Origin of the sequence: Sphingobacterium sp. WOUb80 (genome assembly GCF_050058145.1) — a bacterium.
Taxonomy (GTDB): Bacteria; Bacteroidota; Bacteroidia; order Sphingobacteriales; family Sphingobacteriaceae; genus Sphingobacterium.
The window spans coordinates 636,628-658,658 of the sequence record NZ_CP165617.1; the positions used below are offsets into that span (position 1 = coordinate 636,628).

A 22,031-nucleotide genomic window follows, 5' to 3' on the forward strand; every position below is an offset into this window, starting at 1 on the left:
AAATTGTGATTAACCATACGTTGGTACAGATATGTATCTGCTCTAATGTTTATCTTAATTATTTATAAGCAGGTGATCGTGTAATGGTTAAAAAAGGTGGTATCCCTTATTCCAGGGAATATGCTCTCCAGCTTGCTGTTCTCATAGCGCAAGGAAGCGAAATTAAGCGCATCTAAATAAATGTGGGATTGATTGTCTACCTGTCTACTTCCAAAAATAGGGTTAAAGTACTTCGGGAATGAACAAGGGCAGTGATTCAAAAAAGCAGATATGCAAATAACATTGGACGAAAAAAATAGGCAAAAAAAAGGTTTTCAAACGGGGAGAATGAAAACCTTAAATAACCAATTATAAACCTAAATTATGATAGTACAAAGATAGTGTGTTTATTACACTTTGTCAAGAATTATTTCAAAAAAAATTAAATCTTTTTGAAGACGATACTCGAATTGTGCCCACCGAAGCCAAAGGCATTGCTCATTGCGGTCTGAACTGTTTTTTCAAGCGGCTGATTGACGACAATCTGAATTCCTTCGGGAATATCAGGATCGATATTTTCGATATTAATAGTTGCGGGAATTACATTATTGTTAATGGATTTTATGGCAATGATTGCTTCGATAGCGCCAGCCGCCCCAAGTAAATGTCCTGTCATTGATTTGGTGGAGCTGACCCATAGATTATTTGGGTTTCCAAAAGCCCGTTGCACAGCGTTAAGTTCGGCGATATCTCCAACTGGTGTGGAAGTCGCGTGTAGATTTAAATAGTCGAGCTGGCTGGTATTGATTTTTGCTTCCTCCAGGGCCAATGACATGGCTTTGGCTGCCGCTATTCCTTCGGGATCGGGCGAGGTCATATGGTAAGCATCTGCGGTCATTGAAGCCCCAACAAGCTCTGCATAAATTTTTGCGCCTCTTTGCTTTGCATGTTCATATTCTTCCAGGATGAGTGCGCCGGCTCCTTCACCCATGACAAAACCGTCACGATCGCGGTCAAATGGTCTGCTCGCAGTCTGTGGACTATCATGCCGGCTCGACATGGCTTTCATAGCAGAAAAGCCGCCAACTGATGCCGGTGTGATAGGGGCTTCGGAACCGCCGCTAATAAAAACTTTGGCTTTGCCAAGCCTAATGTAATTAAAAGCGTCCATAAAGGCCGTATTGGATGTGGCGCAAGCCGATACGGTGGTGTAATTAATTCCTTTTAAGCCATACTTCATTGAAATCATGCCTGAAGCCATATTGACGATGAGTCTAGGTACAAAGAAAGGGCTGAATCTCGGTTTATAGTCTCCAGTTACATACGCCTCTACTTCATTTTCGAAAGTTTCCATTCCACCCTGACCAACACCCCAGATCACACCGATATCAAACGGATCCATGGCATCGAGATCTAGTCCTGAATCTTCCATCGCCTGCGCTGCACTGTATAAAGCATATTGCGTAAAGCGATCACTTCGTTTAATCTCATTTCTATCTAGGTATTTTTCGGGTTGAAAGTGCTTAATTTCACTTGCAATCTGTGTTCGAAACAGCGAGGCATCAAAACGGCTAATCATCGTTGTGTGGTTTTCGCCCCGTAAAATGTTATCCCAAAATATGTCTATGTTTTCTCCCAGCGGGTTAATTGTTCCCATGCCAGTTATTACAACTCTTTTCATCTCTTTTTATTTTAATATAAACCTATAAATATACCAATTGGTATTTGTTTTTGTAAAAAAAATTAAGCCTTGATCTCCCGATCCACCATTTCCTTCATTTTATCCAATACAATGGCAAGATCTTTTCCTCGGCCGGAAATCTTGGAAAGGAGGATTCCGCCTTCGATCATAGCCATAAACGTAATGGCATAATTTTCAGCAGAAATATGCTGTTTAAATTCGCCGCTGGCGACTCCTTCTTCAAGTATTAGAATTAACCGTTGTCTCCATAAGTCAAAGGAACGTTTGACTTTGGGCGTTAGAAAAGATAGCGAATCATCCGCCTCTACGGCCGCATTCATCATGGGACATCCTCCTGAAGCTGCAATGTTTTTGAAATTTTCCTTGTAGAAATCTAAAAAAGACAAGAGCTTCTTTAGCGCTGTTTTTTGCTGTATAATTTGCTGATTAACGGCTTCGGCTATTTTTTTGCTCTGATAGGTATAGACATGAGTAGCTAGGTCATCTTTGTCTTTGAAATTACCATAAATACTTCCTTTGGTTAAGCCTGTCGCTGTCGTGATGTCCGAGAGCGAAGTTGCAAAGTAGCCTTTTTTATTAAAGATGGGCGCGGTCTTTTCAATGATATATTGCCGTGTCTGTTCTGCTTTTGACATGTTATTCCTGTTCTTTAAATGCAAATATAAAAAATACTTTTTGGTATATTAATAATTTATGCAGGAATGCCTTAGAAATTGGATTTATTTTGCCTTGGAGATGCGATAGGTACAGCGTGGTGCATTTTCGATGATGTATTCTGTTCTACAGATACGATATGCCGGACCGATAAGTTGCTGGAAATTATTTAATTCTGAACGGCAAAATCCCTGACATTCGGTCGCTGCTGCACATATGGGGCAATGATTTTCAATGAGAAGATAATCGTCAGCTTCTTTCCTCCATTCAGCCATATAGCCTTCCTCTGTTCTTTTGGCGGCTATAACTTCAAGTTTTTTTTCGATGGATTCAATATCCGATAGTGCGTCAGTATATTTCTGATATACTTTAGATTCCCGATCACTAATAAGTAGATCCAATGCATTCTCGCCAAGCACTTGTTTAATCGACTGCAACAATTGTACTGTAATGTCGGCGTGACTATCTGGGAATTTTGCCATGCCCTGCGGTGACAGACTGTAGTAAGTCGAAGGACGGCCTATACCTTCGCTCCGGGCATTGGAGACGATCAGGTTTTGATTCGCAAGGTTCAATAAATGTTTACGGGCGCCTTCTTTTGTTATCGCCAACTCTGTTGCAATTACGGCTGCAGTGGCTTCTCGGCGCATTTTTAATAACATTAATATTCGATCAGCTGGACTCTTCTGCATTTGGCAATAAAAAAGTTGTTTTATAGACTATCAACAAAGGTAGTGTTTTTATTTTTTGTTCTAAAATGTGTTTTGAACAACAGTTTAGTCTTTTTGGATTAGTTTTATGACTTTAATAAAACAACTGTTTAGTTGTTTTATTAAAATGGATTCTCTAGTTTTGACTTATCATAAAAACAATAAAACTATGCAAAAATTTCAATTACCCCAGTTACCATATGCCTATGCGGCGCTTGAACCCTATTTTGATGGCGAGACTATGACGATTCATCATCAGAAGCATCATCAAGCTTATGTTGACAATCTAAATAAGGCCTTGGAAGGAACGGAAAGCGAAGCTGACGGGCTATTGGATATACTAACAAGTGTAAGTAAATATAGCCCAGCGGTCCGCAATAATGCCGGCGGTCACTTTAACCACACACTATTTTGGGAAATTTTATCGCCGAATCCAAAAACGGTACCCACAGGAAAATTAGCGGACGAAATAAACGCAGCCTTCGGTTCTTTGGATCAGCTCAAGGCCCAGATCAAAAATGCAGGACTTGGGCAATTTGGTTCGGGCTGGTCCTGGCTTTATGTGAAGCACTCCGGTGCGTTGGATGTAGCAGCAACTCCAAATCAGGATAATCCGTTGATGGATATCCAATTGACCAGCAGAGGTTTCCCTATTTTGGGGATCGATGTTTGGGAGCATGCTTACTATTTGAAATATCAGAATAAAAGGGCCGATTATCTAGATGCATTTTGGTCACTTTTGGATTGGTCTGTTGTGGAACAAAAATATGAGGCGGTAATCGCTAGTTTGGTGTAAAGACGACATGTTTATAAATAAAGTTGAAAACACGGGCATATTGGCCTTAGATCTGATCGATTTTAAGACCAATCTGACGATCGAAAGCTTTGATATCAAAGTATTACTTTATCAAGAGGCTATCGTCAGAGAAAAGGAATTTAGAGAAGCTTTGGCGGCGTTGGACTGGTCAGCTTTTCGAAATAAGGCGGTTGCCATTAGCTGTTCTGTGGACGCAATTATCCCGCCTTGGGTCTATATGGCCCTGGCGGAAAAACTTCATCCTGTTGCAGCGTATTACGATTTTAAGGCGATGGAGGATTTGGAAATAGACCTTTGGATGCAGGCTTTGCAAGCGATGGATTTGTCGCATTTTCAGCAACAAAAAGTTGTTATACGGGCCCGTCCGAATATTCCGGCGTCACTTTATATGTTGGCTACGGAACGTTTGATTCCTATTGTGCAGACATTGATGTATGGTGAGGTGGGTATGCCAAAAGTTATTTTTAAAAAAGGGAAAGTATAATGAAAGCATTAATATTCAATGGCGCCTTGGAAAGAAGGCAAGAATCTACATCGGGAAAATTGTCACAGTATTTTTCCGACCAACTGAACCAACGAGGTGTTGGAAATACGATTTTTAATCTGGCCGATAGCGGAATACCCTTATTTGATTTGAGTCTCAATCGGGTACCCAATGCCGTCAAGATTATGAATAACCTGTTTCTAGAAGCAGATATACATTTTTGGTTATCTCCGCTTTATCATGGAAGTGTCCCCGGTGTCATGAAAAATTGTTTGGATTGGCTTGAAGTCAGTGCTAAAAATAAACCGGCTTACCTGACGGATAAACATATCGGACTGGTTTGTTGGGCCGATGGTGTACATGCACTACAGGGCATTAATGCAATGGATGCTATCGCGAAGTCGCTCCGCGCCTGGACATTGCCTTTTAGCGTGCCCATTATGAAATCGACGCTTTTTGAGCCCGATAATCCAAATGTGTTGTCTTCGACTTACCAATGCAAGCTGGACTTGCTGATTGATATTGCCACGAAAAAGAGCAGCGAATATCGTTGATAAAAAAGCCTCTCGATAGCTCGAGAGGCTTTTTTATCAACGGGAGAGGTTTTAGTCTATATTGAAATCGATTAGTCGAACCCTATATTGGTAATTAATTTCAAAAAAGTAGAAGAATGTCTTTAGCAATTCATCGCGGAGATATATCTTTGTTTTTTGGACCCGCCATTTGACTATGCGGTTTTCCGACCTATATTTTCTATTGTCGACTTTGACGAAGCCTAATCGATCGCAAATTTAGACATAGAGAGAAGTCTTGAACCACTATCAGACTTTCTTGTTACATATTATGAAACCATTGGCTGAAAAGTCCCCATTTAGTTTAATTGTTTAAATGATTAAGATATTGGATTAATGATGTTTCAGTTGAAAGAGTTAACGAAGATAATTGCCTTTTTTATAGTATACTTTACTGTACATGCTGTAGCTGCACAGAGTTTTCTGCCATTGGATGAAAATAAATATCGATCTGACGCAGAAAAGTTATTGCTGTCGAGTTCGGATGACAGCGTGAAAGCAATGCAATGTTTTTATTTGGCAGATTACTATAGATTTAGAGATACGGCCAAATTTTGGGATCATATGCGGGAGGGGGAGCGTTTAGCCAAACCGTTCCGGAGCTTACAGGCTATGGGCGCACTCTACAAAAGCTTTTATTATGGGCAATTTCTGGATAGTAAAAATGCTGGAGTTGAAGCTCAACGATGTGTAGACCTCCTTGGAAATGCGCAAGAGCCTTTTCAGCAGGGTCTTTTGGCCAAAGCTTGGTATAATTTAGGCTTGATTCGATTCCCCAAAAAAGGATTTGCTGATTTTCTGGATATCCTTAACGGGAAGTGCTTACCTTATGCAAAAGCACATGACCCCATCATGGAAGGTAGTATAAATACGATGATCGGCATGACGTTTATGTCGTCCAATCAGCTTGCAAAAGCTGATGAATACCATCAATTGGCCATAAAGCAGCTCGAGCAGCAACCGCCGAGTGCTGCACTTGTTGTGGCTTATCTCAACACCGTCAGCAATTATTGCTATCAGGTGAAATCCAAAGAAGCAAGAGTACTATTGGACAAAGTCAAACAGCTTTTGAAAGATTATCCAAATTCTTCCCAATTACCCAATTACTATTACAATGAAGCGCTTTATTTTACCACAAAGCAACAGACTGATGAAGCCCTTCGCCTGTTGGATATCGGTTTGGATTGGTCGGTGAAAATGAACAATTGGAAATTATTCCAGATGATGCGGTTCAGAAAGTTTAATGTGTATCTCCTGCAAAAAAAATATGCTGATGCTAAACTGCAGTTGGAGGAAATCGTGAAAAATGGATTATTAACGCGAGATCTTTACAACAGTAAAATTGTGTACAGTCAACTGGCGGCCGTAAATGAGCTGATGGGTAATTATCAGGAAGCACTGAAGATGTCCAATAAGGCAAATACACTATCCGACAGTATTCAGAAGGTCCAATTGTTGGAAAAAATGAACGAGATGGAGGCAAAATATAAGACCGTTGAAAAAGAAAAAGAGATTCTGAATCTGCGCGCAGAAAAGGACCGTAACCAATTTCGGATTTTTCTAGTTTTGGGTATTGCCGTTTTGCTTTTCTTTATTGTGCTTTTTGTTACTTTTTTCTATCGAAAACAACGGAAGCTCAATACACAGATAAAGCTCAACCACGAAATCGTATTGGACAAATTGGAAAAGGAAAAGCAACTACAAATTTCGGAATCTATGCTCAAGGGAGAGGAGCAGGAGCGTCAGCGTATTGCCCAAGATCTGCATGATAGCATAGGTGGTATGTTGACAGGTTTAAAATTTAAGATTGCAGGCGACGTGGCAAAGAGTACACTCTTGACAGATGAAGTGCCGCAGAAGTTAAACGATATCTTAGGCGAAGTAAGGCGGATATCACATAATCTGATGCCCGAATCATTGCGTCAGTTTGGATTGATAGCAGCCTTGGAGCAGTTGTGTATGGCAATGAAAAATAGTCATGTTTCGATTCAGTTTGAGAATTACGAACCAGAATTGAATGTGGATTTTCAAAAAGGATTGGCCATATATCGAATTGTTCAGGAAGCCATTTCAAATGCACTAAAGTATGCGAATGCAGATGCGATTATTGTTCAGGTAAGTAAATCGGAAGAAATATTGCATATACTCGTGGAGGATAATGGCAAAGGCTTCGATTCTTCTGTGTTAAATTATGGATTGGGATTAAATAATATGGTAAATAGGGTTAAATGGATCAATGGATCAATTGACATTCAGAGTAAGCTTGGATCCGGAACTCAAATCGAGATTGGTGTAACTGTTTAAATAGGTGGGGTCATGAAGATAATTGCAGTGTTAGACGATCATCCCTTATTGTTGGAAGGTGTTGCTTCTTTTCTCAATAATCAGGATGGGTATCAGGTGTATCCCTTTTTGGAAGAGGTATCATTGATTGAATTTCTAAATACAACGAAAGCTGACCTGTTGCTGATGGATATGCAGCTTTTGAATATCAGCGGAGTGGAGGTCTGTGCACAGGTAAGGAAGCTGTTCCCTTTGATTCCTATTGTCGCGTTAAGTAACCTGGCCGATGGCAATCTTATTTTTCAGTTTATGCAGGCTGGAGGAAATGGTTATATTTTAAAGGATGTGTCCAACGGGGAGTTTCTGGACTGTGTGCAGCTGGGGCTCGAGGGCAGAGAAGCCATCTGTGATCGTGCAAAAGAATTATATACTGGTGCAGTTTCTACGATGAAGAGCCTTCCCCGGCTTACACAGCGTGAAAAGGAGATTCTGATCCTGATCTCAAATGGTCTTACGACGAATCAGATCGCTGAACAGCTGTTTTTAAGTCCAGTTACCGTAGAAACACATCGACGCAATCTATTGACTAAATTTAAAGTAAAAAACATGATAGAACTTGTTCAGCTTGCGCTGAAACATAAACTATTGGGACTGTAATAAGAAACGATTACTTAGTGTTCGCCATAACCTACGTCATCCAGTTTACCTTTGAATACCCTGAATTGGATGATGAAATAGACTACCACCAAAATAGCTGCAAACATAAACCAACCTAAACCGACCGAAAGACCATATTCATGTGCCGCGGCATTTTGAATAGTCAAGGAAGGATTTACGCCATTTGTCGAAGGTAACAGTATGGGGAACATGGACGCAACAGTGGTCGCAAAACTACCTAGTATAAAAAGTGATGAAAATAAAAATCCAGTACCATCTCTTTTAAATGTTCGGATCCAAAATTGGCCAAGTAATCCGACTGTTGCGATAAGCGGAAATATCCACAGCCAATAATGATTTTGAAGATTGTTTAAGGAGATGGGTTTTACATAGTGCCATACGTAGGCCGATAGCATGACGAGAATAAGCAAGACAAAGTTGAGTTTAAAAATAATATTTTTTAATCTAGCGTTGAGTGTGCTGGATGTTTTCAGGATTACCCATCCTGCACCGTGAATTGTTAAGGTAACTACGGCAACCAGACCTAATATAATGGTGAACCAGTCTATAATGCCTTGATGCTGGGCTAAAGGGTCAAATGTCGGATTCCAAAGTGCTAAGAAGAAATAATGTGGTTCTTGCGTCGATACACCATTTTCTACCATACCCAGGTTGACTCCCCGGACGACATTTCCGAGGGCGGCGCCAAAGAAAAGCGCGAGCAATAAGCTTGCTAGTCCAAAGGCTCTGTCCCATAAAGCTTCCCAAAGGCGGTGGTGAACCTGGCCCCGCAGCTCGAGACTTATCGCTCTAAAAATAAGCAGCCATAATACAAGCATGAGCGGTAGGTAAAACCCACTGAACGAAGAAGCGTAGAGTGTAGGAAAAGCAAAAAATAATACCCCTCCGGAAGCAATGAGCCATACCTCATTGGCATCCCAAAATGGTCCAATGGAATTTGTTACAGCTTTTTTTTCCTGTTCGGTCTTAGCGAAGAACAGATGGACAATTCCCGCCCCAAAATCGTACCCATCGAGTACGATATAAATTCCCAGCATGAAAGTTAATACGATAAACCAGAATATTTCCATAGCTAATTAGGTTAATGCAACTGTCGTTTCAGGACCTTTTCTAATAATTTTTAGGACTAACATCAAGAATAGCAGTCCCAGCAGGATATACAGTCCGACGAAACCCAGAAAGGTAAATAAGGTGTTGCCAGAAGATACGGTAGGTGAGACCCCGTCGACCATCCGCATTAAATTATAAACGAGCCAGGGCTGCCGTCCGAGCTCTGCCGTATACCATCCGGCGGTATTGGCGATGTAGGGGAAAGGGATCATAAACATGATGATCCATAATAACCACTTGGTTTGATAGAGCTTATTCCGCCAGAGTAAAAGAGCCCCAAGAACCATAATTCCAATAAATATCGTACCCAGACCGACCATAATATGATAACTGTAATACAACCCCGGCACGTTGGTTGGATGCAAAGACTGATCAAATTCATTTAATCCTTTAATTTCCGCATCCCAACGCTGATAAGTGAGGAAACTTAATACATTCGGCACAGCTATTTTATTGTCTAATTTTTTATTTTCCATGTCCGGCTGGCCAATCAGAATAATCTCTGATCCACCTTTTTCGGTTTTGAAAATCCCTTCCATACCAGCGAATGCTGCGGGCTGATATTTAACCACATTTTTGGCGGCAAGGTCTCCCGTTGGAAATGCAAGCATCACCGAGGAGATCGCACCAAAGATGACACCGCTTTTAACGAATATCTTTCCAAATTTGCTATGCCTGTCACTGAGCAGATAAAACGCGCCTATAGAAGCAACGAAAAAGGAGCTGGTCACCAACGACGCGGCTTGATTGTGGAGATAGGAGGGCCATAGCCAAGGATTGCTAAATAGTGAACTGAAGTTGTTGAGGACAAACTTGCCATTTTCGAGTATTTCATACCCAACGGGATGCTGCATCCAGGAGTGGGTAGCAATAATCAGAAAGCCGCTAGCCCAAGATCCAATAAAGACCATGAGTCCGGATAAAAAATGGAGTTTATGGCCGAGCAGCTTCTCTCCAAACAGAAACATCCCCAGAAACGAGGATTCCAGGAAAAAGGAAAACATGCCTTCCATGGCCAAGGTCTGTCCAATAATCCCACCCGTAAGTTCAGAAAACTTGGCCCAGTTGGTGCCAAATTGAAACTCCATGGGAATACCCGTTACAACACCCATGGTGAAATTAAGCGCAAAGATTTTCATCCAAAATTTTGACGCATGGTTGTAATCTTCGTTCTGTGTTTGCAGAAATTTCCATTTGAAATAGACGATCATGAGGGATAAACCCATGGTCAATTGGGGGAATAAATAATGGAATGTAATTGTAAAAGCGAACTGAAGCCGATTATAGAGAATCATATCTTCCATGGATCCGAAGTTTTGGTTAAAAGACAGTTAAATATAGCCATTTTATTTGCGTATATATCCATGAAAAGTTTTATTTTTTTGATAAAAAAGCTGGATTTCTCCTGATTTCTGTCCTGATTGTAAAATATGAAAGTCAACCGAAGCAATCCATCACTGTAATCTCTTTTTTATCTTATCTTCGTGCGAATTTAAGGCGGTCTTGAACGGGAGAAAAGAGCATTAGGGAAATGAAGAAAGTGCTAATTTTGATGGGTGTTTTATTGATACCTATACTTTTTATTATACTGAATAATACCGGGCGGGGAACAGTTGCTAAAGATAATTTGGTATTCAGGGATAAATTATCTGATTACAATTTATTCAAGGGTAGAATTGCAGATCTTGTTCCAAACGACCAGGGTTTTTCTTACGAATTAGCTTCGGCCTTATTTACAGACTATACAGATAAAAAACGTGTCATCTTTCTCCCTAAGGGAAAAAAAATGACTGCCTCCGACGATGGTTTACCCAGCTTCCCGGATGGTACCGTCATTGCCAAAACTTTTTTTTATCCCCCGGGATATACGGTAGAAAACTCGAGATTACAGCTACTTGAAACGCGGCTTTTGATCCATAAAGACGGACAGTGGAACGCAGCTACCTATCAATGGAATGCGTCCCAGGATGAAGCGTTTCTGTTGATGGACAGTGCTTCCGTACCAGTTTCGTTTTTGGACGACAAAGGTGTCGAGCGAAAAACAAATTATATTATTCCTTCACGGAAGGATTGTATGGCATGCCATCGGCAAGGAAATCATCTGCTTCCAATAGGGCCGAAGATCAGAAACCTGAACCGGATCATCGTTCACGATCGCGACAGTATTCAACAATTGATGCTGTTGGCGAAGCAGGAAGCACTCGATCTGAAGTCCCTGAATGGCTTCAGTCATTTGCCGGCTTATGATGATACTGGCCAATCGACCGTAGAACGCGCACGAGCTTATCTGGAGATTAATTGCGCCCACTGTCATAATCCTAAAGGGACTGCTTATATGACTATGCTGGACCTTCGATATGAAAGCCCCCTGAATGAAACTGGGATTTGGTTGAAACAAGCCAAGATTATTGGACGGATGTCTACATTGGGAGAGATGCATATGCCTCAAAAAGGAACCACCGTATTGCATGATGAAGGAATACTGCTGATCAAAACCTATTTAAAAACGCTAAAATAAGAACTCCCCGGTTAACCCCAATCGCCAATTCTTTAAAGCTTACTGGCTTGCTTTTGTAGAGCTCCGGCATATCCTATTTATTTATTTTAACAAAATCTATAGGATTAGTAGATTATATTAAAATTACTTCTATATTTGTGAGGAGATAACAGGTGGCTGTTGAAAATAGGTTACTTTTTCAGCGTACCGTATGAATATATTATTATGGAACATATCAATATTAGTAAAAGCACATTTTTCGTAAGTATTACTGCAAAGTCTTTGAAGGCTAAAACCCCTGATGTAAGAAAGATGCGAATGTGTTATATAGGATAATTTCCCTTATCTTTTCTCAAACTGACACTAGGGGAGGCGCTCGCTTCCCCTGATGTCTTCAAAATAAAAACAAGTTTTCGATTGGCGTTGGCACTTGTTCATATTCACCATTAACACTTTATCTATGAAAAATCTTAGGGTACTCCGGTATTCTACCTTGTCGCTATGTTTACTATTATCTGGCCTTGGGCATCAGGCATATGCACAAACAGATGTTAGACCGATTATCAATGCATCCTTATCAGGATTTGTCTATGACAGCCAGCATAAGCAGCCCCTTGAAGGCGTAACCATTCAGCTTGAAGCGGTAACTCATGCGGTTACAACAGACCAAAAAGGATTTTTTCAAATTGTAACCGGACAGAAATTACCGTTCTCCATTACGCTCTCGCGCATCGGTTATAAAAAGAAGACCTTGTTGGTTTCCGAGTCTCCTACGAAAATTGAATTGGAGCCCGTTACGCAGGACCTTGATGAGGTAGTCGTTGTTGGCTACGGAACACAGAAGAAAATTTCGCTGACCAATTCAATTGCCAGTATTGAAGGCGATAAACTGACGAAGAGACCGGTTTCTAATACCCAGCAGGCTTTACAGGGGTTGCTGCCGGGGGTAACTGTTCAAGACCTTGGTGGAAAACCGGGGCAATCAGCTGCCAATATCCGAATCCGGGGATTAACGACATTTAATACCAATTCGAGCAGCACCAGTGGATATGATCTCAGCAAGAATAATGCTTTGGTTATTGTGGATGGAATCGAACAGCCTTGGTCCAAACTCAACCCGAATGATATCGCCTCAATTTCAGTCCTAAAGGATGCCGCTTCCACAGCAATATATGGTTCACGCGCGACAAACGGTGTTATCATTGTCACCACCAAAAGTGCAAAATCGGGACATGTTGTGATTGATTATAATGGCTATTACGCCCTGCAGAAATCAATTAATAAGCCTAAGCAAATGGATGCCGTATCTTATCTCCAATTGCAGCAGGATGCTTACCGCAATGCAGGATTAGCGGTGCCGGCACGATTTAGCGACGAATCCATTGCGACCTATCGCACAGCAACAGACCGTGAAAAATATCCTTTACCGAATACCTGGTTTGACACGCTGTTGAAAACGGCTCCGCAACAAGACCATTCATTGTCATTTGCTGGCGGGAATGAGATTCTGCGGTCCAGACTGGCGGTCCGTTACAATAAGCAGGATGGTATTATTGAACACTATGGTTCCGAGCTGGCTGACATTCGTCTAAACAACGATTATAAAGCAACTTCTTGGCTCAATTTTACAGGGAGCATCAATTACCGGTACAGCAAAGCTTCGGAGCCCGGACGTGATCCGATCAATAACTTTTTTCACGGTTCAATGTGGGTCGTGCCTAAATACGATGATGGTACTTATGGATTGAGCACACAGGGCAATAATCCGTTGATGTTGATTGAAAAAAGCGGCTTTAGGAAAGTCAATGAAAATTACTTGAGTTCTATTGTAAAAACAGATATTCAGCTCATGAAAAATTTACTGTTTACCTCTCAATTTGGGGCAAGGATAAACTTTAATAATAGCAAGACATTTTTGAATGCATTTGAAAATAAGGATCGAAGTACGGGGGTGGTTAAGAGTTTTCCCATCAATTCACTGACAGAAATTCGCGATAATAGCAAGGAATATACCTGGAACAATTTGTTGACTTATCAGCTGGAGCTAGGTGCCCATCATATCAAGGCACTTGCTGGATATTCACAGATTCATAACGATCAAAATTACCTGAGTGCCTATCGCGAACGATTTTACAATAATGACATTACTTCTATCGGACAGGGAGCCGATGATGCGACAAAAAATAATGGCGGGTATGATGTGCAGTATGGTTTGCGCTCTTTCTTTGGGCGGGTAAATTATGATTGGAATGGCCGGTATCTGCTGGAGGTGAATGGCAGATACGATGGTTCTTCCCGTTTTACCGGAGACAAGCAATATGGCTTTTTCCCTTCTGCATCCGCAGGCTGGCTCTTATCGAAAGAACAGTTTTGGACCCCACTAAAAACCTGGTTAAACGAGTTTAAGCTAAGAGCCTCATGGGGTAAAACTGGAAATCAGTCGGTGGATCTATACAGCTATTATTCGGCTCTGATTGCAGCGGGTTACGATTTCGGCGGTAAATCGGTACAAGGCTATCGGCTGGACAGTTATGCCAATCAACAACTGGGCTGGGAATCGACGACGCAGTATGATTTAGGTCTGGATGCTTCTTTTCTGAATAATAAATTGACGTTTACGCTAGATTATTACAACAAGGTAACGGATGATATTCTGCTGAATTTAGATATTCCTGCGGTACTGGGATTGAAGCCATCCCCCCAGAATGCAGGAACGGTACTTAACCGGGGCTGGGAATTCAGTGCCAATTATCAGAAAAGACCGAGTGCTCCGGGAGCCTTTGCCTACCAGTTAAACGCAAATTTTAGCATCAACCATAATGAGGTAACGGATCTAAAAGGTACTGGCCCATATATCTCGGGTTCGGATATAGATCCACGGTATATTATTGCCAAAGGGCTTCCGGTCAATACCTTATGGGGGTATAAAACCGATGGTCTTTTTCAATCTGCGGAGGAAATTAAAGCTTATGGAGCCACCTATGCGACAAATACCAAACCGGGTGATGTTAAATATGTCGATTTAAATGGAGACGGAGTTATTAATGCAGATGATATGACCGCTATCGGGAATTCCTTCCCCAAATATACCTTCGGAATTAATGGGAGTTTCAGTTTTAAAAATTTTGATCTTGATCTCCTTTTTCAAGGAGCAGCGAAAGTTGATACGCGATTGTCCGGTGCATTGGCGGAGATGGGAAATCAGGAAGGATTTACGCATGAAATATTTACGGGCAATTATTGGACACCAACACATACCGATGCACGCTTTCCGCGTGTGGTCAAATATGATCTGCGTAATGTAGCAACCGCTGATCGCCTGGTCGTCAATGGATCTTATCTGCGTCTGAAAAATATTCAATTTGGATATACCATACCTTTACATGCCGTCGGAAAAACAACGGTCAATAAACTGCGTGTATACGTATCCGCGACAAATTTATGGACAATTTCAAAATTGAACGAATGGAATCTGGATCCTGAAGCAGAGTCTGGAAGAGCTGTTTACTACCCACAAACTGGACTCTATACACTGGGGGTGAATTTGACCCTATAATGTGATTGTTTATATCATTTATAATTGAAGAATAATGAATTTTTACAAATATCTATCTCCTAAAAGAAGCTTGTTTTTTTATCTTGGACTTCTGTCTTGCACGATATTTGGCTGCGATAAGAATCTGTTGGATTCAGTACCCACTGACCGGCTGTCTGAAAATATATTCTGGAAGAGTCAAGCTGATGCAGAACTGGCTGTCAATGCCCTTTACAATGATCTTGATGGCGCCGAAATATTCTATTCAGATGCCTTGACAGATATCGCCCATGTCAATCAGCCATTCGCTGTGGATGCCTATATCGAGCTTGGTACCTATGACGCTTCAAGCTCCCGCTTGTACAATACATGGAGCAACGCATACAAAGGAATTGGAGCGGCCAATTATTTTTTAGCCAATGTTGGTAAAATCGAGGGCAGCAAAGATGAAACACTGATCGCTCGATATATCGGCGAAGCACGCGTATTGCGTGCGTACCAATACATCAAATTGGCCTATTTATTCGGTACAGTTCCCTTAGTAAAGGCACCATTGACACTACAGGAAGGAAGGGAAATACGACAAGCGACTCTCGCTGAAATCTATGATTTTATCGATAGCGAGCTGGATCAGGTTGCGGCAAGTTTGCCAGAAAGCTATGCGAGCAACGATGTTGGAAGGATAACCCGTTGGGCAGCCTTGGGCCTGAAAGCAAGGGCAGATTTATACGCTGGACGTTTTGAAGCAGCAGCAAAAGCCGCAAAAGCTATTATCGATAGCAGACGATTTGAGCTATACCCCTTGTATGCAAATCTTTTTACGTATGCGGCCGAAAATAATAAAGAGGTGTTGTTAGACAAGCAATTTCTGGAGAATATATACACACAAAGTGTTTTTAACCTATTAGCACCTTATAGCCAGCAGAATGGGCAAAGTACCTATGTGCCTACCAAAGCCCTGATAGATAGCTATGAAACTTCCAATGGGCTTGTAATTAACGATGCCAATAGCGGTTATGACCCCAAAAATCCTTATAAAAATCGGGATTCTAGGCTTGCTCTTTCAATTTTTTTGGATGGCGATCCGCTTCCAAATGGGGCTATTTTTCATCCTGCACCCAACAGTGGTACTGCTGATGCGGTAGGGAGTACCTATATCGCTTCTACAACCGGCTTTAATATCAAAAAATATATCGATAAAAAAGATCTGGCTAATCCTTCCAAGAGCGGTTTGAATATTATACTATTACGTTATGCGGAAGTATTATTGACCTATGCGGAGGCAAAGATTGAGCTTGGCGAAATTGATGCAAGTGTATATGATGCAATCAATCAGGTTAGAAGCGGGCGTACTGATGTCAAACTTCCGCTAGTCAGTAACCAGCTCAATCAGTCTCAGCTTCGTCAGCTGGTTCGTCGCGAGCGTACGGTTGAACTGGCATTTGAGGGATTGCATCTCGCGGATATAAGACGATGGAAAACCGCCGAAAATGTAGTTTCTGGAAAGGTTTACGGGATCACATATCAAAATAAGGGGGAGACAGTTGTCGTTGAGGCAGCCTCCGAAAGCCGTGTTTTTGATGCGAAAAAGCATTATCTCTGGCCTATTCCACAAAGGGAAATTAACCTCAACGCGAATCTGAAACAGAATCCAAATTGGTAAAAATTGTTATCTTGCGACACGAATCCAATTAACTCATATACATATGATGCGATACACTAAACTTATGACCTCTATGGCTCTATTTTTACTGGTGGCTTTGGCCAATGCCCAGCAAAAAAAGCCTAACATTATCTTGATTCTGACCGATGATCTCGGTTATAGCGACATTGGTTGTTATGGAAGTCCGAATATTTCCACCCCTTTTTTGGATTCGATCGCCAGTAAGGGTGTGAGAGCAACAAACTTTATGGTTTCTACGCCCTCTTGTACGCCTTCAAGAGCTTCATTACTAACCGGAAGATATGCTTCACGTTATAATCTTCCGGCACCCATTGGTCCAGGCTCCAATTTAGGCTTACCTGATGATGAGGAAACAATTGCCGAATTATTAAAAAAGGTAGGCTATAGAACTGCGTTAATCGGGAAGTGGCATTTAGGGGATAAACAGTCGTACCATCATCCCAATCAGCAAGGCTTCGATTCTTTTTATGGGATGCTGTATAGCCATGACTACCGCGATCCCTATGTAAAGACCGATTCTGTCATTAAAATCTTCCGGAATCGAAAACCTGAAGTCGTTGCGCCAGATGATTCGGACTTAAGCTCACTTTATCACAAAGAAACAGTGAAGTTTATAGAAGATCAAGATAAAGATCATCCATTCTTTTTATACTATGCGCATAATTTCCCGCATCTTCCTTTGGCATTTGCCAATAAAAAGAACCGATTTGCAGATCAGCAAAATGCAGGCCCACTGGGCGCGGTGATGCAGGAGCTGGATCATAATTTTTCGGAGCTCTGGAAAACAGTTGAACGAAAAGGTCTCGCCGATAATACCATTTTAATTTTTTCAAGTGATAATGGCCCCTGGATAGCCTATCCATCGCGGATGTCTGACGATCATGCCACCAAAAATTGGCATGTGGGTACTGCAGGTGTCTTCAAAGGTTCTAAAGCCGAGACGACAGAAGGTGGTGTCCGTGTACCTTTCATCGTCTATGGAAAGGGCTATGCCCAAGAAGGGAAAGTTATTCGGCAAGCAATCAGTAACTTGGATGTGTTGCCTACAATAGCCAAATGGACTGGTGCATCATTGCCGAAGAAATCCATCGATGGTCAAGCTATTGACTCTCTGCTGAATGGTAAATCGGAAGATTTGAAGACGCCACATAGACCGATATTTTTGGTAAATTATGGTCATGTTGAGGCTGTTCGGTCAGGCGACTGGAAGTATCGTCGAATAGCAGGTGGAGTCAATCAAATTTCGGGTAAACCCTATGACGCTATTGAAGAGTTACATAATATTGCCTGGGATCCAAGTGAACGGACCAATATTCTAAAGGATTATCCTGAAAAAGCGGCCGAATTACGTTTGCTGTTTGAAAGCTTTGATGGGAATATGAAATAGGTAGACATAACGACAGTTTAACATAAACAAGGCGGCCCTTAGGAAATAAGGGCCACCTTGTGTTTTATACAGATGCAAAAGATTTAAAGCAATTCAAACGCTTTTTCTTTGACATCGCGACTGTTCGGACCAATATAGACTTTGAAATTTCCGGGTTCGGCAACATAATTCAGGTTGTTGTCGAAGAATTTGAGATCATCCACCTTGATTTTAAAGTTCACGGTTTTTTGCTCTCCTTTCTTGAGGAATATTTTTTGAAACCCTTTTAATTCTTTTACGGGACGCGTAACAGAGCCAACTAAGTCCTGGATATACAGCTGCACTGTTTCTTCTGCATCATAATTTCCTGTATTACTGATGTTGATACTTGCTTGCAGCGTACCTTTTTCATCGATTGTATTTCGGTCAAGGCGAATGTCGCTATAAGCAAAAGTTGTATAGCTCAGTCCATAACCAAAAGGGTAGAGCGGTGAATTGCTTACATCCAGGTAATTCGATTTGAATTTTTCAAAATCACCCGAGTTTCCATAAGGTCTGCCGGTGTTTTTATGCGCATAATAGATCGGAATCTGACCAACATTTCGTGGGAAAGTTGCTGTAATCTTTCCCGAAGGAACGACATCCCCGAATAAGACATCGGCTACTGCTTTTCCGGTTTCTGTTCCCCCAAACCAGACATTTAATATCGCCGGCACGTGGGCATCTTCCCAGGTGAGCGTCAGCGGTCTACCCGTAAATAATACAAGTACAACTGGTTTTCCTGTGGCCAACAATGCTTTTAACAGATTTTGTTGATTTTTTGGAATGTCCAGTTCTGAGCGACTGGAGCTTTCACCTGACATTTCAGACGATTCACCAAGTGCAGCAATGACCACATCGGACTGTTGGGCGACTTTCACGGCATCTGCAATAATCTCTTCTTCTTTTCGGGAATCACGTGGGATTGTACGGCCAAACATCGTTGCGTGGTTTTGGTAAATTGGATCTTCCAACAGATTGCTTCCCAAGTGTGTGAGGATATTGACTTTATTACCCAACACGGCTTTCATTCCCTCCACTAAAGAGGCTGTTTTGTCCAATTCAGCACTGACACTCCATGTTCCGGGCATATTTGGACCTGAATTGGCCAATGGGCCAATGACAGCAACTGTGCCTGTTTTTTTTAATGGAAGCGCTTGGTTTTCATTTTTCAGCAAAACAAATGATTTTGCCGCAATTTCTCTGGCCTTGGCATGATTGGCATCAGATCCGATCACTGTTTTAGCCCGCTTTTCGTCACAATAGCGATAGGGATCGTCAAATAAGCCTAATTTATACTTGGCTTCCAAAACAAAACGGCAAGCCCGGTCAATATCCGCAATTTTGACTTTTCCCGCATCCAAAGATTTTTTTAACGTTGTCAGAAATCCTTCACCGACCATATCCATATCAACCCCGGCATTCAGGCTTAAGGCAGAGACCTGTTGAAGGTCACCGAGGCCGTGCGCCGTTAATTCATTTACGGCTGTGTAATCGGTGACGACCAATCCTTTAAAGCCCCACTGTTTGCGTAAGACATCCGTCATCAACCATTTATTTGCCGAGGCAGGAACACCATTGATATCGTTAAAAGAAGTCATGATACTTCCCGCTCCGGCATCTAACGCCGCTTTGTAGGGTGGTAAATATTCGTTGTACATCCGGTGAAGGCTCATATCCGTGCTATTGTAATCACGGCCGCCTTCGGCAGCACCATATAAGGCAAAATGTTTGACACAGGCCATCATGGTATTGTGTGCTGCGAGGTTATCACCTTGGAAACCATGAACGATGGCTTCTGCAACCCGCGAGCTCAGGTAGGTATCTTCACCTGCACCTTCGGAAATACGGCCCCAGCGTGGATCGCGTGAGATATCGACCATGGGCGAAAATGCCCAATTAATTCCATCGGCGGTAGCTTCTTCGGCTGCTATACGTGCAGATTGCTGAATCAAGTTCATGTCCCAGGTAGCGGCAAGTCCCAAGGGAATTGGGAACACTGTGCGATAACCGTGAATGACGTCCATCCCAAAAATGATGGGTATTTTTAATCGGGATTGTTTGATCGCTATTTCCTGCGTTTTGCGGATTTTCGCTGGTGTACTCATGCTGAAAATCCCACCGATTTGACCATTTTTAATTTTCGCTTCTACTCCCGTGGATACTGTGGTTCCGGTCGTCGCTTCACCGCCGGTGACCAGATTAAGTTGTCCAATTTTTTCCTCGACAGTCATCTTAGCCATAAGCTGATCAATGAACGTGTCCATTTTCTGATTGGACTGGGCCGGACTGGTATGCCAAGCTAGAAATGCAAGAAGGAAAGTACCTACTACTTTTTTCATCGTATTATTTTTTTTGTGCGCATGGATTTTGCTTTCCGCGCTACATGGTAAGTATATGTCAAGCGTTCAAGATGACTCTTGAACCTCTTTGATGGGATGTCCTATCATTTTCGTGGAAGGAACCATTCTCAACGTGTGACGGATTGAAAATGATTCCATAGGCCACTATTTTAAATAAGGACTGGTAAAACCGAGTTTCTTTAGTCCTTGTTGAATTTCTGGGGCCTGCATAAATAGATCCCAGATTTTTCCTGTTCTGTAATTTTCGATCATGACAATAATGGTGCCCTGATCGATGGCTAAATAACGTTGTGGATACCAATTTGCGGTTTCACTGTAGGCATCATAGTAGCCATATTTACCCCAGATTTTATTTCCGAGCTGATTGTTTAAGTATTGTGCAAATTGTATGCTTTCATGTGGGGTATAGGGCATAGACGATAAAGCAGCTGTAGGTGAGATCACACCAGGGTCGTTGTCTGGATGATGCGCATCGTAGCCGTTGATGGAATAGCTGGCCGTCCAGCCCCAGCCTTTCGTTGAACCATAACCTTTGTAACCTTTCGGGTTCAGATCTGCGTATGCTAAATTGATCTTAACATGATTGCTTGCCGCTTCCCAATAATCTGCATATTGATCTTTTAATCCTTTAGGGCTCAATCCTAAATAGGAGTAATGTTCCCAGAAGAGCGGACCCACTTCACCTTCTTTGGCATTGTGCTTCAGCACGAGTGGAATGTCATATTTTTTAGCGGAGCTTTTAATTGCACCAGATCTTGCCCAACCCTCATGATACACTTGGGGTGCAATCGGATAAGTAGGGGAGGAAGCCGCTAAAATATAGGTGATAAGACACTCGTCGTATCCTCTGACGGGGTGATTTTGCTGGAAATTAAATTTTGGACTCCAATGCCAATAAATAACATTTTGTCCGTTTGTATAGTGATTCCAGTTGATTTCTTTCCATAGCTTATCTGCTTTTTGGGCAACCAGTTGGGCGGAATCACCTTTATCTTTTAGATATTCCCGAATGGCGATTAGGCCTTGGGCTAAGAATGCCGTTTCAACAATGTCGCCACCGTTATCTTTTTCACTGAACGGTTTCGCTGTACCCAGTTCTCCATCGTACCAGTGTGCCCAGGCTCCTTTAAACCGTTCGATTTTGCCAAGATAGTCCATGATGTGATTCAACTTTTGAAGGCCTTGTTCCTGGCTGATAAAACCCCGTTCCATCGCGACGATCATACCCATGAGTCCGAAGCCACTACCACCTATGGTCACGATATTACGATCATTTTGGGTATAAACACCATCCATATGGATACGTTCTCTGGCGAGACCAGAAGTAGGTTCGGCACCTTCCCAAAAATATTGAAATGTATGTTGCTGAATATTGGTCAATAGCGAATCTTCATTGATCTTGCTTCCGCTGGTTGAATCAATTTTTGAGGGACTGTCTGGACTGCTATTAGTAGCATTTTGGCACGAACTGCTGAGAATAAGCGCCAAAGCGATACCGCTAAGTGCAGGATATGCTATTCGTTTTCTCATGGATATCTTGTTTAATTCTTGAAAAAAT

At 41.9% G+C, this 22,031-nt stretch carries 16 protein-coding genes; 9 read left to right on the forward strand and 7 right to left on the reverse strand.

Going from position 1 to position 22,031, the window contains the following annotated elements; all coding sequences use genetic code 11:
- Positions 1-421: 421 nt before the first annotated feature.
- The 3 genes from fabF to AB1Z56_RS02525 all read right to left on the reverse strand — a co-directional run bounded on the left by fabF (position 422) and on the right by AB1Z56_RS02525 (position 2,985).
- On the reverse strand, positions 422-1,660 hold the full coding sequence (fabF, locus tag AB1Z56_RS02515; protein WP_309361867.1) for a beta-ketoacyl-ACP synthase II: 1,239 nt from the start codon (positions 1,658-1,660) through the stop codon (positions 422-424).
- A 62-nt stretch (positions 1,661-1,722) separates the two neighbouring features.
- Positions 1,723-2,316 carry a TetR/AcrR family transcriptional regulator gene (locus AB1Z56_RS02520; RefSeq protein WP_426790976.1) on the reverse strand — a complete coding sequence of 198 codons (594 nt, stop codon included), beginning with the start codon at positions 2,314-2,316 and terminating at the stop codon, positions 1,723-1,725.
- A gap of 84 nt (positions 2,317-2,400) precedes the next feature.
- A complete protein-coding gene (locus tag AB1Z56_RS02525) occupies positions 2,401-2,985 on the reverse strand; it encodes a helix-turn-helix transcriptional regulator (protein WP_313267714.1) in 585 nt (194 codons plus the stop codon).
- 229 nt (positions 2,986-3,214) lie between these two features.
- Between AB1Z56_RS02525 and AB1Z56_RS02530 the strand changes: the two genes are divergently transcribed.
- The 5 genes from AB1Z56_RS02530 to AB1Z56_RS02550 all read left to right on the forward strand — a co-directional run bounded on the left by AB1Z56_RS02530 (position 3,215) and on the right by AB1Z56_RS02550 (position 7,858).
- The gene (locus AB1Z56_RS02530) at positions 3,215-3,841 is read left to right on the forward strand and encodes a superoxide dismutase (RefSeq protein WP_426790977.1); all 627 of its coding nucleotides are present in this window, start codon (positions 3,215-3,217) and stop codon (positions 3,839-3,841) included.
- Positions 3,842-3,848: 7 nt separating this feature from the next.
- Entirely contained in the window at positions 3,849-4,346 is a 498-nt protein-coding gene (locus AB1Z56_RS02535; RefSeq protein WP_426790978.1) for a DUF2480 family protein, read from the forward strand.
- Positions 4,346-4,900, forward strand: coding sequence for an NADPH-dependent FMN reductase (locus AB1Z56_RS02540; RefSeq protein WP_309361857.1), 555 nt, complete (start codon positions 4,346-4,348; stop codon positions 4,898-4,900). The genes AB1Z56_RS02535 and AB1Z56_RS02540 overlap by 1 nt, the downstream gene beginning before the upstream one ends.
- 354 nt (positions 4,901-5,254) lie before the next feature.
- The gene (locus tag AB1Z56_RS02545) at positions 5,255-7,222 is read left to right on the forward strand and encodes a sensor histidine kinase (RefSeq protein WP_309361855.1); all 1,968 of its coding nucleotides are present in this window, start codon (positions 5,255-5,257) and stop codon (positions 7,220-7,222) included.
- Between the two features lie 12 nt (positions 7,223-7,234).
- A complete protein-coding gene (locus AB1Z56_RS02550) occupies positions 7,235-7,858 on the forward strand; it encodes a response regulator transcription factor (protein ID WP_309361853.1) in 624 nt (207 codons plus the stop codon).
- A 14-nt stretch (positions 7,859-7,872) separates the two neighbouring features.
- Here the strand turns inward: AB1Z56_RS02550 and cydB are convergent, their stop codons facing one another.
- Both cydB and AB1Z56_RS02560 read right to left on the reverse strand, forming a co-directional pair.
- Positions 7,873-8,949, reverse strand: coding sequence for a cytochrome d ubiquinol oxidase subunit II (cydB, locus tag AB1Z56_RS02555; RefSeq protein WP_426790979.1), 1,077 nt, complete (start codon positions 8,947-8,949; stop codon positions 7,873-7,875).
- A 6-nt stretch (positions 8,950-8,955) separates the two neighbouring features.
- Positions 8,956-10,293: a cytochrome ubiquinol oxidase subunit I gene (locus tag AB1Z56_RS02560; RefSeq protein WP_313267701.1), complete on the reverse strand. Its 1,338-nt coding sequence runs from the start codon at positions 10,291-10,293 to the stop codon at positions 8,956-8,958.
- 227 nt (positions 10,294-10,520) lie between these two features.
- Here AB1Z56_RS02560 and AB1Z56_RS02565 point away from each other — a divergent pair, with 227 nt between their 5' ends.
- The 4 genes from AB1Z56_RS02565 (at position 10,521) to AB1Z56_RS02580 (ending at position 18,092) form a co-directional block, all read left to right on the forward strand.
- Complete coding sequence (locus tag AB1Z56_RS02565; protein ID WP_426790980.1) at positions 10,521-11,507, forward strand: hypothetical protein; 987 nt, start codon at positions 10,521-10,523, stop codon at positions 11,505-11,507.
- Between the two features lie 439 nt (positions 11,508-11,946).
- Positions 11,947-15,042 carry a SusC/RagA family TonB-linked outer membrane protein gene (locus AB1Z56_RS02570; RefSeq protein WP_426790981.1) on the forward strand — a complete coding sequence of 1,032 codons (3,096 nt, stop codon included), beginning with the start codon at positions 11,947-11,949 and terminating at the stop codon, positions 15,040-15,042.
- Between the two features lie 34 nt (positions 15,043-15,076).
- The gene (locus AB1Z56_RS02575) at positions 15,077-16,684 is read left to right on the forward strand and encodes a RagB/SusD family nutrient uptake outer membrane protein (protein WP_426790982.1); all 1,608 of its coding nucleotides are present in this window, start codon (positions 15,077-15,079) and stop codon (positions 16,682-16,684) included.
- A 73-nt stretch (positions 16,685-16,757) separates the two neighbouring features.
- A complete protein-coding gene (locus AB1Z56_RS02580; RefSeq protein ID WP_313266062.1) occupies positions 16,758-18,092 on the forward strand; it encodes a sulfatase-like hydrolase/transferase in 1,335 nt (444 codons plus the stop codon).
- Between the two features lie 83 nt (positions 18,093-18,175).
- On the opposite strand, the gene bglX is transcribed toward AB1Z56_RS02580, so the two are convergent.
- Together bglX and AB1Z56_RS02590 are read right to left on the reverse strand one after the other, a co-directional pair.
- On the reverse strand, positions 18,176-20,452 hold the full coding sequence (gene bglX / locus AB1Z56_RS02585) for a beta-glucosidase BglX (protein ID WP_309361839.1): 2,277 nt from the start codon (positions 20,450-20,452) through the stop codon (positions 18,176-18,178).
- A gap of 165 nt (positions 20,453-20,617) precedes the next feature.
- Positions 20,618-22,003 carry a glucoamylase family protein gene (locus AB1Z56_RS02590; RefSeq protein WP_426790983.1) on the reverse strand — a complete coding sequence of 462 codons (1,386 nt, stop codon included), beginning with the start codon at positions 22,001-22,003 and terminating at the stop codon, positions 20,618-20,620.
- Positions 22,004-22,031: the final 28 nt, after the last annotated feature.

Coding starts and splice junctions, on each gene's coding strand:
- fabF (WP_309361867.1), bottom strand. CDS start 1,660: ATGAAAAGAGTTGTAATAACTGGCATGGGAACAATTAACCCGCTGGGA.
- AB1Z56_RS02520 (WP_426790976.1), bottom strand. CDS start 2,316: ATGTCAAAAGCAGAACAGACACGGCAATATATCATTGAAAAGACCGCG.
- AB1Z56_RS02525 (WP_313267714.1), bottom strand. CDS start 2,985: ATGCGCCGAGAAGCCACTGCAGCCGTAATTGCAACAGAGTTGGCGATA.
- AB1Z56_RS02530 (WP_426790977.1), top strand. CDS start 3,215: ATGCAAAAATTTCAATTACCCCAGTTACCATATGCCTATGCGGCGCTT.
- AB1Z56_RS02535 (WP_426790978.1), top strand. CDS start 3,849: ATGTTTATAAATAAAGTTGAAAACACGGGCATATTGGCCTTAGATCTG.
- AB1Z56_RS02540 (WP_309361857.1), top strand. CDS start 4,346: ATGAAAGCATTAATATTCAATGGCGCCTTGGAAAGAAGGCAAGAATCT.
- AB1Z56_RS02545 (WP_309361855.1), top strand. CDS start 5,255: ATGATGTTTCAGTTGAAAGAGTTAACGAAGATAATTGCCTTTTTTATA.
- AB1Z56_RS02550 (WP_309361853.1), top strand. CDS start 7,235: ATGAAGATAATTGCAGTGTTAGACGATCATCCCTTATTGTTGGAAGGT.
- cydB (WP_426790979.1), bottom strand. CDS start 8,949: ATGGAAATATTCTGGTTTATCGTATTAACTTTCATGCTGGGAATTTAT.
- AB1Z56_RS02560 (WP_313267701.1), bottom strand. CDS start 10,293: ATGGAAGATATGATTCTCTATAATCGGCTTCAGTTCGCTTTTACAATT.
- AB1Z56_RS02565 (WP_426790980.1), top strand. CDS start 10,521: ATGAAGAAAGTGCTAATTTTGATGGGTGTTTTATTGATACCTATACTT.
- AB1Z56_RS02570 (WP_426790981.1), top strand. CDS start 11,947: ATGAAAAATCTTAGGGTACTCCGGTATTCTACCTTGTCGCTATGTTTA.
- AB1Z56_RS02575 (WP_426790982.1), top strand. CDS start 15,077: ATGAATTTTTACAAATATCTATCTCCTAAAAGAAGCTTGTTTTTTTAT.
- AB1Z56_RS02580 (WP_313266062.1), top strand. CDS start 16,758: ATGGCTCTATTTTTACTGGTGGCTTTGGCCAATGCCCAGCAAAAAAAG.
- bglX (WP_309361839.1), bottom strand. CDS start 20,452: ATGAAAAAAGTAGTAGGTACTTTCCTTCTTGCATTTCTAGCTTGGCAT.
- AB1Z56_RS02590 (WP_426790983.1), bottom strand. CDS start 22,003: ATGAGAAAACGAATAGCATATCCTGCACTTAGCGGTATCGCTTTGGCG.